This is a genomic window from Streptomyces olivaceoviridis (assembly GCF_014650115.1).
Taxonomy (GTDB): domain Bacteria; phylum Actinomycetota; class Actinomycetes; order Streptomycetales; family Streptomycetaceae; genus Streptomyces; species Streptomyces olivaceoviridis.
This window is the reverse complement of the sequence record NZ_BMUI01000001.1, coordinates 835,647-849,814: the sequence shown is the minus strand read 5'-3', so window position 1 is coordinate 849,814 and position 14,168 is coordinate 835,647. Positions and strand designations below refer to the sequence as shown.

The window sequence follows — 14,168 nt, the reverse complement described above, 5'->3', positions numbered from 1 at the left end:
CCTGCTGGTCGGTGCCCTGTGCCGCCGCAGCCGCGCGGGTACCGGCCGCCCCCGAGGGGCGGAGCGCGCCGCCCCGGCCCTACGTCGTGCCCGTCTCCACCGCCGTGCAGCGCCAGCGGAGGTCCTTGCCCAGTTCCAGGCGGAAGGCCATGGCGCGCAGCTGGTCACCGGCGGCGATGCGGGCGAAGACCTCCAGGGCGCCCCGGCTGGGGACGTAGTAGCCGATGTCCTGGACGACCGGGCGGGAGCCGAGGGTGCGCAGGGGGCTGCGTTCGGCCAGGCGGGCCAGGTCGTCGTAGGCGCGCCCCGCGGTGTGCCGCAGCATCCAGTGGACGGGCCGCTGACCGCTCAGGACGGCCAGCAGGCGCTCGGCGAAGAGGTCGGTGGGCCGGGGCTGCCGTACGGCCGTTCCGGGCAGCGTACGGGCCGCCGCCGGCCGTGTGGCCGCCGGGCGGCCGGCCGTGCGGGGCGGGGCGCCGCCGGGGCGGCGGGAGTCGCGGCGGGTCGGCGGGCGGTGCCGCGGGCGGGGCTGGGCGGTACGGCTCATGACCTTGTTCATGGGGCGTCCCCGTTCGGCGGGCCCGGGGGATACCGGGCGGTAACTGGGTGGTGGGGATCTTGTACGGGGCGCCGGAGAGGGTGGCAAGGAGCGGCGGCGGGCGGGAGGGGGCCGGCGATGTTCACCTATCCGAGGGACCGGGGGAGCCCCGCGCCCCAGGGCCAAGCGGCCGGCGGGGGTGAATCGACGGCCTGGAGTGGACGCCTCCGCGGGTGCGGGCAGGGGCCCGAAGGGGGACGGCCGCACGTATCCTGAAGGCCCTCCGGGAGACGCGCCAGCCGCCCTCCCCGGGGCCCCAGCGGATCCTTTGACCAGGAACAGGAAAGAGCGGCCAGCATGCGCGTCTACGTCCCCGTGACCCTCCCCGCTCTCGCCGAGGCGTACAAGACGGGTGAGCTGGGGACCGGCCCCTTCGTCGCGTACGCCGTCACGCCCGCGCTGCGCGAGTGGTACCTCTCCGAGGACATCGAGGAGCTGGAGTACGCCGCGCTCAGCCGGGCCGCGCTGGCCTCGCTGCGGCTGCTCGCGGCGGACCCGGACGCGGTACGGCGCCGGGTCGTGGTCGCCGTGGACGTGCCCGACGGCGCCGCGAGCGTCGACCCGGACCGCGCGCTCGAACCCGCCGCGCTCGGCGAGATCACCGTGCGGGTCGCGGTGCCGCTCGCGAAGGCGGCCTCCGTGCACGTCGACGCCGAGGACGCGGAGCCGGACGTGGCCGCCGCGGCGGACGCGTTGGAGGCGGCGGACGGCGGGGACGACGACGCGCAGTTCGTCGTGGACGGGGCGGACGACCACGAGCTGCTGTGGTACGCCACACAGGAGATCCCCAACCTGGTGGGACTGGGCTGACCTGCGCTGATCGCGGTGGTGCCCTGATTGTCAGTGGGGGCGGGTACGGTCTTGGACATGGGGACGCAGGGAAGCGCGCACATCGTCTGGGACTGGAACGGGACGCTGTTCCACGACAATGACGCGATCATCGGGGCGACGAACGCGGCCTTCGCGGAGCTGGGGCTGGCGCCGATCACACCGGAGCAGTACCGGGCGCTGTACTGCGTGCCGGTGCCGAAGTTCTACGAGCGGCTGCTCGGCCGGCTGCCGACCGACGCCGAGTGGGAGCTGATGGACGGGGTCTTCCACCGCTACTACACCGAGCACCGGGTGCGGTGCCGGCTGACCGAGGGCGCGGAGGACCTGCTCTCGGGGTGGCGGTCGGCGGGGCACAGCCAGTCGCTGCTGAGCATGTACGGGCACGAGGACCTGGTGCCGCTGGTGCGGGGCTTCGGGATCGAGGCGCACTTCATACGGGTCGACGGGCGTACGGGGCCGTCCGGCGGCAGCAAGGCCGAGCACATGGTGCGGCATCTTCAGGCGCTGGCGGGGAGGGTGGCGCCCGAGCGGACCGTGGTCATCGGGGACGCCGCGGACGACGCGGTCGCCGCGCGGCACGTGGGGGCGCGGGCCGTGCTGTACAGCGGGGGGTCGCACAGCCGGGTGAGCCTGGAGGGCGTGGGGGTGCCGGTGGTGGACACGTTGGCCGAGGCGGTGGCCGAGGCACGGAGGATGGCGGCGTAGCCCTGCGGGGCGCGGAGGCGGGTCTGCGAGGGCGCCGGGCGCTGTGGCCGACCGGGGGAGGGCGTGCCATGCCGGCCGCTGCGGCTCCCCGGGGCGCGGGGAACCGCGCGACCGGCCGCAGCGACCTGACGCCGCAGGCGCACCGCGAGCGCGGACCTGACGCCGCAGGCGCACCGCAAGTACGGGCTGACGCCGCCGGCGTATCCCGACCGCGGACCTGACGCCACCGGCGTACTACGAGCGCTGACCTGACACCGCCGGCGTACCCCGACCGCGGACCTGACGCCACCGGCGTACCGCCAGCCTGACGGCGCCAGGTGGACGTCTCTCAGCTCACCGGTGCCTTGGAGCGGAGCACCGTCAGGAACTCCCGCATCCACGCCGGGTGGTCCGGCCAGGCGCGGGAGGAGACCAGGGTGCCGTCGACGACCGCCTCGGCGTCCTGGAAGCCCGCGCCGGCTGCCTGCATGTCCGGCTCCAGCGCCGGGTAGGCCGTGACCCGGCGGCCCCGCAGCGAGTCGATCGCGGCGGTGAGCAGGGGGCCGTGGCAGATCTGGGCGACCGGCTTGTCGGCGTCGAAGAAGGCCTTGAGGATCTTGCGCAGTTCGGGGTCGTTGCGCAGATACTCCGGGGCCCGGCCGCCGGGGATGACGAGGGCCGCGTAGTCGCCCGGGTCGACCTCGGAGAAGGCCAGGTCGGCGGGCCAGGTGTAGCCGGGCTTCTCGGTGTAGGTGTCGAAACCGGGTTCGAAGTCGTGCACGACGAAGCGGAGGGTCTTGCGGGTCGGGGCGGCGATGTGGACGTCGTAGCCTTCTTCGCGCAGCCGCTGGTAGGGGTAGAGCACCTCCAGGGACTCCGCCGCGTCGCCGGTGACGATGAGGATCTTGGTGGGCATGTCGGCTCCTCCGGGGAGACTCCGCACAGTGTCCTGGGCACCGTGCCTCCGCCGGGCGCCCCTTGCCAAGAGGGCCCGGTGATTTTCAGGGTGCGACCACGGACACGGGGGCGCGACCGGGTGACCCGGACGGGAACCAGCCGTCGGTTACGCCACCCGCCCCCGCCCCGCCGCTGTGCAGAACGTCAAACTTCGCCCCTCGGTTTTGTACACATACGGCTCATGACGGGCCCGGGGTAAGTGGCGATAGCCTTGTGGCGTGATCAGCGCGATATCTCGCGGGGGCGATCCTGCTCCTGCCCTGCGCCCGGGTTGCACGGAACACCTCCGTGACCGGGCCGCGGTCGCTGGTCTTCGCGGGCGGGACGGGGGCGCGGACGCCTCCAGGACGCCGAGGGCGGCCCGGGACACGGCGGTGCCGAGAGCAGCGTCACACTCCACGGACGTGCCGAGAATGGCCGAATTCCCCCCGCTCATCTCACCTCGCGGCATAGCGTCGGATCGGACCGGACACCCCGGGCCGTGGCGTCGAGCCGGAGGGAAAGAGACCGTACTTCCTTCTACGTCACGCAACGGCGCGCGACAGGAGCCAGAGGACAATGCAGACCAAGCTGGACGAAGCCAAGGCCGAGCTGCTCGAACGGGCCGCCCGGGTAGCTGAGAACAGCCCGGTCGGGGGGCACCTACCGACCGGGACGACGAGCGAGGGCACCCCCGGCACCCCGGCCCCGGACAGCGAATCCGTGCTCGCGTTCCTCCAGCGCTACTACCTGCACACCGCCCCGGAAGACTTCGCCGACCGCGACCCGGTCGACGTCTTCGGCGCCGCGGTCTCGCACTACCGTCTCGCCGAGACCCGCCCCCAGGGCACCGCGAACGTCCGGGTGCACACCCCGACGGTGGAGGAGAACGGGTGGACGTGCAGCCACACCGTCGTGGAGGTCGTCACCGACGACATGCCCTTCCTCGTGGACTCGGTCACCAATGAGCTGACCCGGCAGGGGCGCGGCATCCACGTCGTGATCCACCCGCAGTTCGTCGTGCGGCGGGACCTGACCGGCAAGCTGATCGAGGTGCTGCCGGCCCGGTCCGCCGGGCTCACCGGCGACCTCCCGCACGACACGCACGTCGAGTCCTGGATCCACGTCGAGATCGACCGCGAGACCGACCGCGCCGACCTGAAGCAGATCACCGCCGACCTGCTGCGCGTGCTGTCCGACGTCCGCGAGGCCGTCGAGGACTGGGAGAAGATGCGGGAGTCGGCGATCCGGATCGCCGACAACCTGGAGGGCGAGCCCGTCCCCGGCGACCTGCCCGGGCCGGAGGTCGAGGAGGCCCGCGAGCTGCTGCACTGGCTGGCCGACGACCACTTCACCTTCCTCGGCTACCGCGAGTACCAGCTGCGCGACGACGACACGCTCGCCGCCGTGCCCGGCACCGGTCTCGGCATACTGCGTTCGGACCCGCACCACGCCGAGGACGACCAGCACCCGGTCAGCCCCTCCTTCGAGCGGCTCCCGGCGGACGCCCGGGCCAAGGCGCGCGAGCACAAGCTGCTCGTGCTGACCAAGGCCAACAGCCGGGCCACCGTGCACCGGCCGTCGTACCTGGACTACATCGGCGTCAAGAAGTTCGACGCGGACGGCAACGTCGTCGGTGAGCGGCGCTTCCTCGGCCTGTTCTCCTCCGCCGCCTACACGGAGTCCGTGCGCCGCGTTCCGGTCATCCGCCGCAAGGTGGACGAGGTGCTGGAGCGCGCCGGGTTCTCGCCCAACAGCCATGACGGCCGCGACCTGCTCCAGATCCTGGAGACCTACCCGCGCGACGAGCTGTTCCAGACGCCCGTCGCGGAACTCCAGTCGATCGCCACGAGCGTGCTCTACCTCCAGGAGCGCCGCCGGCTGCGGCTGTACCTGCGCCAGGACGAGTACGGCCGCTACTACTCGGCCCTCGTCTACCTCCCGCGCGACCGCTACACCACCGGTGTGCGCCTTCGGATCATCGACATCCTGAAGGAGGAGCTGGGCGGCATCAGCGTCGACTTCACCGCCTGGAACACCGAGTCGATCCTGTCCCGGCTGCACTTCGTCGTCCGGGTCCCGCCGGGCACCGAGCTGCCCGAGCTGTCGGACGCCGACAAGGAGCGCATCGAGGCCCGCCTGGTCGAGGCGGCCCGCTCCTGGGCCGACGCGTTCGCCGAGGCACTGACCGCCGAGTGCGGCGAGGAGCGCGCGGCCGAGGTGCTGCGCCGCTACAACAACGCCTTCCCCGAGGGCTACAAGGCCGACCACAGCCCGCGGGCCGCGGTCGCCGACCTGGTCCACCTGGAGCAGCTCAGCGAGGACAGGACCTTCTCGCTGAGCCTGTACGAGCCGGTGGGTGCCGCGCCCGAGGAGCGACGCTTCAAGATCTACCAGAAGGGCGGCTCGGTCTCCCTCTCCAAGGTGCTGCCCGTGCTGAGCCGGCTCGGTGTCGAGGTCACCGACGAGCGGCCGTACGAGCTGCGCTGCGCGGACCGCACGACCGCATGGATCTACGACTTCGGTCTGCGCATGCCCAGGGCGGCGGGCGGCGGGGAGTACCTCGGCGACGACGCCCGCGAGCGCTTCCAGGAGGCCTTCGCCGCGACCTGGACCGGCCAGGCCGAGAACGACGGCTTCAACGCGCTCGTGCTGAGCGCCGGGCTGACCTGGCGGCAGGCGATGGTGCTGCGCGCCTACGCCAAGTACCTGCGGCAGGCCGGCTCGACCTTCTCGCAGGACTACATGGAGGACACCCTCCGCAACAACGTCCACACCACCCGGCTCCTCGTCTCCCTGTTCGAGGCGCGGATGTCCCCGGAGCGGCAGCAGGCCGGTGTGGAGATCACCGACGCGCTGCTGGAGGAGCTGGACGCGGCCCTGGAGCAGGTGGCCAGCCTGGACGAGGACCGCATCCTGCGGTCCTTCCTGACCGTCATCAAGGCGACCCTGCGCACGAACTTCTTCCAGGACGCGTCCGGCGGCCGGCCGCACGACTACGTCTCCATGAAGTTCGACCCGCAGGCCATCCCGGACCTGCCCGCACCGCGCCCGGCGTACGAGATCTGGGTGTACTCGCCGCGCGTGGAGGGCGTGCACCTGCGCTTCGGCAAGGTCGCCCGAGGGGGTCTGCGCTGGTCCGACCGGCGTGAGGACTTCCGTACCGAGATCCTCGGCCTGGTCAAGGCGCAGATGGTGAAGAACACCGTCATCGTGCCGGTCGGCGCCAAGGGCGGCTTCGTCGCCAAGCAGCTGCCCGACCCGAGCGTGGACCGCGACGCCTGGCTCGCCGAGGGCATCGCCAGCTACAAGACGTTCATCTCCGCGCTGCTCGACATCACCGACAACATGGTGGCCGGCGAGGTCGTGCCGCCGCGGGACGTGGTCCGGCACGACGGCGACGACACCTACCTGGTGGTCGCCGCGGACAAGGGCACCGCGACCTTCTCGGACATCGCCAACGAGGTCGCGAACACCTACAGCTTCTGGCTCGGCGACGCCTTCGCCTCCGGCGGCTCCGCCGGTTACGACCACAAGGGCATGGGCATCACCGCGCGCGGCGCCTGGGAGTCCGTGAAGCGGCACTTCCGCGAGCTGGGCGTGGACACGCAGAGCGAGGACTTCACGGTCGTCGGCATCGGCGACATGTCCGGTGACGTGTTCGGCAACGGCATGCTGCTGTCCGAGCACATCCGTCTGGTCGCCGCCTTCGACCACCGGCACATCTTCATCGACCCCACCCCGGACGCGGCCGTCTCCTACGCCGAGCGCCGCCGCCTGTTCGAGCTGCCCCGCTCCAGCTGGGCCGACTACAACACCGAGCTGCTGTCGGCGGGCGGCGGGATCTTCCCGCGCACGGCCAAGTCGATCCCGCTCAACAGCCACATCCGCGAGGCGCTGGGCATCGAGGGCAAGGTCACCAAGATGACCCCGGCCGACCTGATGAAGACGATCCTCACGGCGCCGGTGGACCTGCTGTGGAACGGCGGCATCGGCACGTACGTGAAGGCGTCGCCGGAGTCGAACGGGGACGTCGGCGACAAGGCCAACGACGCCATCCGCGTCGACGGCCAGGACCTGCGGGTCAAGGTCGTCGGCGAGGGCGGCAACCTGGGCCTGACCCAGCTCGGCCGGATCGAGTTCGCCCTGCACGGCGGCAAGATCAACACCGACGCGATCGACAACAGCGCCGGTGTGGACACCTCCGACCACGAGGTGAACATCAAGATCCTGCTGAACGGCCTGGTCGCGGACGGCGACATGACCGTCAAGCAGCGCAACAAGCTGCTCGCCCAGATGACCGACGAGGTCGGCGCGCTGGTCCTGCGCAACAACTACGCGCAGAACACCGCCCTGGCCAACGCCCTGTTCCAGGCGAAGGACATGCTCCACGCCCAGCAGCGGTTCATCCGCCACCTGGTGCGCGAGGGCCACCTGGACCGGGCGCTGGAGTTCCTGCCCACCGACCGGCAGATCCGCGAGCGCCTCGCCCAGGGCCAGGGGCTGACCAGCCCGGAGACCGCCGTCGTGCTCGCGTACACGAAGATCACGGTCGCCGAGGAACTGCTGCACACCTCGCTGCCGGACGACCCGTACCTGCGCGGACTGCTGCACGCGTACTTCCCGACGGCGCTGCGCGAGCGGTTCGCCGACGCGATCGACAACCACCCGCTGCGCCGCGAGATCACCACGACCGTGCTGGTCAACGACACGGTCAACACGGGCGGTACGACGTATCTGCACCGGCTGCGCGAGGAGACCGGCGCCTCCCTGGAGGAGATCGTCCGCGCCCAGACCGCGGCCCGCGCGATCTTCCGCTCGGCGCCCGTGTGGGACGCCGTCGAGGGCCTGGACAACCAGGTCGACGCGGCCGTCCAGACCCGCATCCGCCTGCACTCGCGCCGCCTGGTCGAGCGTGGCACCCGCTGGCTGCTCAACAACCGGCCGCAGCCGCTCCAGCTCGCCGAGACGGTGGAGTTCTTCGCCGAGCGGGTCGAGCGGGTCTGGCAGGAGCTGCCGAAGCTGCTGCGCGGCGCGGACGTGGAGTGGTACCAGCACGTGTACGACGAGCTGTCCGCGGCCGGCGTCCCGGACGAACTCGCCACCCGCGTGGCCGGCTTCTCCTCCGCCTTCCCGACGCTCGACATCGTGTCGGTGGCCGACCGCATGGGCAAGGAGCCGCTGGACGTCGCCGAGGTCTACTACGACCTCGCCGACCGGCTGGACATCACCCAGCTCATGGACCGCATCATCGAGCTGCCGCGCGCCGACCGCTGGCAGTCCATGGCCCGCGCCTCCATCCGTGAGGACCTGTACGCGGCGCACGCGGCCCTCACCGCGGACGTCCTCGCGGTGGGCAACGGCACCTCGACGCCGGAGCAGCGGTTCAAGGCGTGGGAGCAGAAGAACAGCGCGCTCCTGGGCCGTGCCCGCACCACGCTGGACGAGATCCGCAGCTCGGACTCGTTCGACCTCGCCAACCTGTCGGTGGCGATGCGCACGATGCGGACGCTGCTGCGGACGCACTCGTAGCCGTAGGGCAAGGAAGGGCGCCCCGGGGACCGTCTCCCCGGGGCGCCCTTCTTCTTGCCCGTTTCTCGTCCGGAACGTGCGGTGAATTTACCTTTTCCTGCTCTTCGCGAGGGTTCGGATAGGGTCGGCGTGTGCACACCGCGCCGTCTGACACCGAACAGGTGGGCCGTACGGCACCACCGGGCGGCTCCGCTTCACGCGTGGGCCGTGAGCTGCCGCAGGTCGCCGCCGCGCTCGTCGTGGTGCTGATGTTGTGTGTCGTCGTCCGCCTGCCGTGGGCGGGTGACCTCGGCATGCACGCGGCTACGGTCCAGCGCTTCCGGCACAGCCTGCTGCACCCCGGCAACCCGTTGGTCGACGCTGACACGCCGAGCCCGTACCACTCGCCCTGGATGCTGCTGCTCGGCACCGTCGCCAGGCTGACGGGCCTGTCGGTCTTCGTGGTGCTGCGCCTGGCCGCGCTCACCGGGCTGGGGCTGCTGGTGACGGGCGTCCGACGCTACGTCCGTACGCTGAGCGGCCACCGCGCCGCCCCCGCGCTGGCCTTCCTGAGCCTGGTCTTCCTCTGGGGGCCGCTGCTGTTCAACTGGAGCGGCTTCCTCGGGCTGAACTCCCTCGCGCTGACGGTGTCGTACCCCAGCGTGTTCGCGCTCGGGCTCACCTTCCACTTCTGGACCTGGCTGACGCGGACGGTGCGCGGGGAGGCGACGTGGGGGGCGTGCCTGGGGCTGGGTGCGCTGTGGGCGGTGATCCTGCTGTGCCACCAGTTCACCGGCGTGGTGGCCTCGTTGGGCGGACTGGCGATGGTGCTCGCGGCGCGGCCGGCGCGCGGGGCGCTGCTCCGGCTGGGCGCCGGGTTGCTCCTGGGCCTGCTGGTGCTGTGGCTCTGGCCGTACTACGACTTCTTCGCGCTGTTCTCCGCGGGCGCGGACCTGGAGGCCGTCCACCGGCCGCTGTACCAGCACCTGGCCGGGCGGTTCGGGCTGGTGCTGCTCGGGGTGGCGGCGCTGGGCCTCCGCCTGCGCAGGGACCACCGCGACCCCCTCGCCCTCTTCTTCCTGTTCGGCGCGCTGGTGTTCGCGGCGGGGGGTCTGACCGGCCACTACTCCTGGGGCCGCGCCCTGCCCGCCGCGCTGATCCCGGCGCAGCTCGCGGCGGCGCTGGAGGCGGTGTCGGCGGGGCGGGTCCTGGTGCGGCGGGGGTGGGCGTGCGTGCTGCTCGCCGCGCTGGCGGTGGGGGCGTGGACGCAGGCCGGGACACTCGGGTACGCGGTGCCGCGGGGCGCGCTGCCCGGGGTCGTCGCGGCGAAGTACCGGACGCCGTGGGCGGGTTACCAGTGGATCATGCGGGCGGGGGTGCGGTACGGAGACGTGGTGATGGCGCGTAGGTTCCCGGCCCGGCAGATCCCCGCGTACGGTCCGTACACCGTGGCGCCCGGGTACCCGGATTTCTTCCTTCCGGACGCCGGGCGGAGGGAGGCGGCGGTGGAGCGGTACTTCTCGCCGGCGGCGGGCGTCGCGGAACGGCGGGGGATCCTGCGGGAGTACGGGGTGAAGTGGGTCGTGGGGGGCAGCGAGGCACCGTGGCTCCGCAGGACGGCCGTCGGTCCGGGCGGGCAGATCCTGTACCGAGTGGCCCCCTGAGCTGCTCACGAGAACCCCGACGGCGCTGTTCTCCCCGTTACTTCAGCACACTGGCCACCAGCCGCGCGGCGTTCCGGACGCGGGGCCGGGCCAGACGGCGGACGGCGGGCCGGGTGATCCGGGCCGTCACCCCCACCGGACGCCAGCGGAGCTGGAGGCGGCCGGGGTTGCGGCCTTCCGGTTCGACGGTGAGTTCGTGCGGGGCCGCCCCGGAGTGGTAGTCGATGCGGGCGGTGCGGGTGGGGAAGTCCAACGGGGCCAGGAGCAGACCGGAGTTGGACAGGCCCTGCTGTTCCAGGCGGACGAGGGGGTGTCGTACGCCCTGGAAACCGTGGAGCGGGACCGGCGCGGACACGAGGTCGAGGCGGACCGTGCCCTCGAAGACGCCGGGGCGGACCGGGTCCAGACGGAAGGGGACCGTCATGCGGCGTCGGCCGGGGCTCAGGAGCAGGGACGCGCGCTGGGGCCCGACCGGCAGGCGCAGGCCGGGGTCGTAGGTGCGGATCGCCAGGGTCAGGGTCGCGCCCGCCCCGGGCGTCAGCTCCGTGATCTCGTGACGGAACAGGGCGGTCGGGAACGGCCGGGTGTCCAACTCCAGCTCGGAAAGGTCCAGTTCGCGGCGGGCGCGGTCCGTCGAGGGCACGGTGTCACCCCAGTACGGGACCCCCGTACCGTCGGCCGTCACCCGCCGCGGTGCCACCGCGTGCCCCAGTCCGCGCGCCGCCAGCCGGGCCTCGGCCGTGCGGCCGTCCCGCAGCAGCTCCAGCACCACCCGCTCGGCGCGCGGCAGCCGGCCGTACGCCTCGGGGGAGAGCGTGTCCAGGTAGGGGTTCATGATCTGAGCGAAGGACGTCAGCCACTCCTCGTCCCGGTACGGCAGGTCACCGGCGTACATCCGGAAGTCGTGCTTGAGGAACTTGTAGTCCTTGTCCTCCCGCAGCCCCGCGTGCCCGCTGCTCACCAGGAACTCGTCGATCAGCCGCTGGACGTGCACGCGGTCGCCGACGTTGGAGATCTTGTGCCGCTGGTTGGAGATGGACGCGGAGGACGCGTCCGCGAACGGCTCGATGTACCAGACGTACACCGGGTCCGGGATGATCGTGAACGCCTCCGCCAGGCAGTACGCCTGCGCCGAGAACAGCTGGTCCTCGTAGTGGATGCCCTCGGGGAAGCGCAGCTGGTGCCGGTCGAGGAAGGCGCGCGCGTACATCTTGCTCGTCGACAGGTGCTCGAAGAGGAGACGCGGGTCCGCCTCGATGCCCTCCAGCGTGCGGCGCTCGGCGACCAGGTGCGGCATCCAGGTCGAGCGGCGGCCGTTGTCCACCCGGACCCGGCGGACCGCTCCCATGGTGAAGTCGACGTCCCGCTCGCGGTGCGCGGCGAGCAGCGACTCGACGGCGCGCGGCGGGAGTTCGTCGTCGCTGTCGAGGAACATCAGGTACGGCGCGCGGGCGATCTCGATGGCCCGGTTGCGCGGCGCGCTGCACCCGCCGCTGTTCTCGGGCAGCCGGATGTAGCGGATGCGGTGGTCCTGGGCTGCCAGCTCCCGGGCCACCGTCGGGGTCCCGTCCGTCGAGTGGTCGTCGCTGATGACGATCTCGATGTTCGCGTGGGTCTGCGCGCGCAGCGAGGCGACCGCGCGGGGCAGCCGGGCCGCGTCGTTGTAGACGATGACCGTGACCGTGACGTCGGGGCGGGTCATGCCGTGGCCTCCTCGGGCGTCGGGGCGGGGGTGCGGTCCTCGATGGGGAGCACGGGCGGCAGCGCGTCCTCCGGTTCGCCCAGGAACACCCGGCGTACGACCCGTTCGGCGGCGCGCCCGTCGTCGTACTCGCAGAACCGGCGCCGGAACGCGGCCCGCGCCTTGGCCGCGCTCTCGTCGCGCCAGGCGCCGGAGAGGAAGGTCTCGGCCAGCTCCTCCTGGGTGCGGGCGACCTGGCCGGGGTGCTCGGCCATCAGGTCGAAGTAGACGCCGCGGGTGGTCCGGTACGTCTCCCAGTCGTCGGCGTAGATCACGATCGGCCGGTTCAGGTTGGCGTAGTCGAACATGATCGACGAGTAGTCCGTGACCAGCGCGTCGGCGGCCAGGCACAGCTCCTCGACGGGGTCGTAGGAGGAGACGTCGATGATCCGGCCGGAGCGGCGCAGGCCGGTCAGCGGGGAGGCGGCGCCGCCGTAGAAGTAGTGTGCGCGGACGAGGAGGACGGTGTCGTCGCCGAGGCGGTCGGCGAGGGCGGCGAGGTCGAGGCGGGGGGTGTAGCCGGCCTCGTAGTCGCGGTGGGTGGGGGCGTACAGGACGGCGGTGCTGCCCGGGGCGATGCCGAGGCGGTCGCGGGCCGCGCGGACGTCGGCGGCGGTGGCCGTGTAGAAGACGTCGTTGCGCGGGTAGCCGTGGTCCAGGGACGTGTAGCGGGACGGGTAGGCGCGTTCCCACATACGGGTGGAGTGGCTGTTGGCGCTGACGCTGTAGTCCCACTTGTCGACCCGGGTCAGCAGGGCGGCGAAGTCCAGGCCCTTGGCGGCGGCCGGGTGGTCCATCTGGTCCAGGCCCATGCGCTTGAGCGGGGTGCCGTGGTGGGTCTGGAGGTGGACGGCGTCCGGGCGTTTGACCACCGCGTTCGGGAAGTTGACGTTGTTCGTCAGGTACTTGGCGGTGGCGAGGGTCTCCCAGTAGCGGCGGGTGCCGGGGACGACGTGGTCGGTGCCGGGCGGCAGCAGGGCCTCGCTCTGCTTGGTCACCACCCACACCGGGCGGATGTGCGGGGCGAGTTCGGCGAGCTTGGCGGCGATGGCGGCCGGGTTGCAGGCCACGCCGCGGTCCCAGTAGGCCGCGAACACGGCGAGGTTCGGGTCCACCGGGCGGCTCAGGGCGCGCTGGTACTGGTGGTCGCGGATCCTGGTGCTCAGCTGCCGCTTGCGGGTGCGTACGGCCTTGCGGGCGGCGCGGCGGGTGCGGTTGGCGGCCTGGAACGCGCGGTACTTGGTGTACGCGCCCTCCTCCAGCAGCGCGTGCCGGACGCCCTCCAGGCCCGCCGGGCGCCGGTGGTCCTCGGGGCGCCAGCGGACCGCGGCCACGGAGGCGCGGCGGAAGAACTCGCGGGCCACCGGGTCGGGCAGTTCCTCGCGGGCGAAGGTGCGGATGAGGTCGCGCACCATCAGGTCGTACAGCACCGCGCGGGGGGCGCGGCGGTCCCTGGTGAGCGGCAGCAGGGACTCGTAGCGGTCGATGAGCCGGAGCCGGTCCTCGGGGGAGCGCGGGGGCAGGCTCTCGGGGCGCAGCACGCGGTGTTCGTACGCCGTCTGGTTGAGGCAGGCGACCCGGCCGGCGTACAGCAGGGCCGCGTGGGCGGCGCGCGGCTCGTCGTCGGTGTTCAGCCGTTCCTCGTGGGCGCGCCAGAACGCGGTGCGCAGGGCGCGGTTGCCCAGCAGCGGGGTGAGCCGCAGCAGGTCGGCGGCCTCGTCCAGGGGCCGGCCCGCCCGGCCGACGGCGGCGAGGTGGCGGCCGTCGCGGGAGGGTCTGGCGGCGGTCTGCCAGGTGGTGGTGACGTGGTCGAAGAGGAGGACGTCGACGGGCTCGGCGCGGGCGGTGGCGTCCAGTTCCGCGGTCCGCTCGGCGATCAGGCGGGGCGCGCCGGCCGGCAGGCCGTCCTTGGCGTGGACGAAGTGCAGCCAGCGGCCGGACGCCCGGGCGGCGCCGGCCGCCCGGGCCGCCGGGTCACCGGTGCCGTCCGGCAGCGCGACGACGATCGTCTCCAGTGCGTGGTGCTCGGCCGTCTCCAGGGCCCAGTCGCCGACGGCGGCGACGATCACCTCGACGTCGGTGAGGGGGTGGGCCTCCAAGGAGTCCAGCAGGTCGGTCAGATGCCCCTGTGCGTTCGGCCCGTGGACGATCACGCTCAACTGGGGCATCGCGATGGACTCCTTCGACTCGTCGTCTCCCGGCG

8 protein-coding genes are annotated in these 14,168 nt (G+C 72.4%); 4 read left to right on the top strand and 4 right to left on the bottom strand.

Annotation, left to right across the window (positions count from 1 at the left end):
• Positions 1-79: 79 nt before the first annotated feature.
• Complete coding sequence (locus IE273_RS03820) at positions 80-559, bottom strand: Rv3235 family protein (RefSeq protein ID WP_189813659.1); 480 nt, start codon at positions 557-559, stop codon at positions 80-82.
• 336 nt (positions 560-895) lie between these two features.
• On the opposite strand from IE273_RS03820, the gene IE273_RS03815 reads away from it, so the two are divergent.
• Together IE273_RS03815 and IE273_RS03810 are read left to right on the top strand one after the other, a co-directional pair.
• On the top strand, positions 896-1,408 hold the full coding sequence (locus tag IE273_RS03815) for a DUF6912 family protein (protein WP_189813658.1): 513 nt from the start codon (positions 896-898) through the stop codon (positions 1,406-1,408).
• A 57-nt stretch (positions 1,409-1,465) separates the two neighbouring features.
• Positions 1,466-2,134 (top strand): HAD family hydrolase, encoded by a 669-nt coding sequence (locus tag IE273_RS03810; RefSeq protein WP_189813657.1) that lies wholly within the window; start codon positions 1,466-1,468, stop codon positions 2,132-2,134.
• Between the two features lie 328 nt (positions 2,135-2,462).
• Here IE273_RS03810 and IE273_RS03805 read toward each other — a convergent pair whose 3' ends face one another.
• A complete protein-coding gene (locus tag IE273_RS03805) occupies positions 2,463-3,029 on the bottom strand; it encodes a DJ-1/PfpI family protein (RefSeq protein WP_014673064.1) in 567 nt (188 codons plus the stop codon).
• Between the two features lie 599 nt (positions 3,030-3,628).
• Here IE273_RS03805 and IE273_RS03800 point away from each other — a divergent pair.
• Entirely contained in the window at positions 3,629-8,581 is a 4,953-nt protein-coding gene (locus IE273_RS03800) for an NAD-glutamate dehydrogenase (protein ID WP_189813656.1), read from the top strand.
• Between the two features lie 200 nt (positions 8,582-8,781).
• Positions 8,782-10,224 (top strand): hypothetical protein, encoded by a 1,443-nt coding sequence (locus IE273_RS03795; protein ID WP_189813655.1) that lies wholly within the window; start codon positions 8,782-8,784, stop codon positions 10,222-10,224.
• 37 nt (positions 10,225-10,261) lie between these two features.
• Here IE273_RS03795 and IE273_RS03790 read toward each other — a convergent pair whose 3' ends face one another.
• The gene (locus tag IE273_RS03790) at positions 10,262-11,926 is read right to left on the bottom strand and encodes a glycosyltransferase family 2 protein (RefSeq protein WP_189813654.1); all 1,665 of its coding nucleotides are present in this window, start codon (positions 11,924-11,926) and stop codon (positions 10,262-10,264) included.
• A complete protein-coding gene (locus tag IE273_RS03785; protein WP_189813653.1) occupies positions 11,923-14,133 on the bottom strand; it encodes a CDP-glycerol glycerophosphotransferase family protein in 2,211 nt (736 codons plus the stop codon). Before IE273_RS03785 ends, IE273_RS03790 begins: the two co-directional genes overlap by 4 nt.
• Positions 14,134-14,168 lie beyond the last annotated feature (35 nt).

What these genes read in the sequence shown, in the direction of transcription:
- IE273_RS03820 (WP_189813659.1), bottom strand. Translation starts at nt 559, where the DNA reads ATGAACAAGGTCATGAGCCGTACCGCCCAGCCCCGCCCGCGGCACCGC.
- IE273_RS03815 (WP_189813658.1), top strand. Translation starts at nt 896, where the DNA reads ATGCGCGTCTACGTCCCCGTGACCCTCCCCGCTCTCGCCGAGGCGTAC.
- IE273_RS03810 (WP_189813657.1), top strand. Translation starts at nt 1,466, where the DNA reads ATGGGGACGCAGGGAAGCGCGCACATCGTCTGGGACTGGAACGGGACG.
- IE273_RS03805 (WP_014673064.1), bottom strand. Translation starts at nt 3,029, where the DNA reads ATGCCCACCAAGATCCTCATCGTCACCGGCGACGCGGCGGAGTCCCTG.
- IE273_RS03800 (WP_189813656.1), top strand. Translation starts at nt 3,629, where the DNA reads ATGCAGACCAAGCTGGACGAAGCCAAGGCCGAGCTGCTCGAACGGGCC.
- IE273_RS03790 (WP_189813654.1), bottom strand. Translation starts at nt 11,926, where the DNA reads ATGACCCGCCCCGACGTCACGGTCACGGTCATCGTCTACAACGACGCG.
- IE273_RS03785 (WP_189813653.1), bottom strand. Translation starts at nt 14,133, where the DNA reads ATGCCCCAGTTGAGCGTGATCGTCCACGGGCCGAACGCACAGGGGCAT.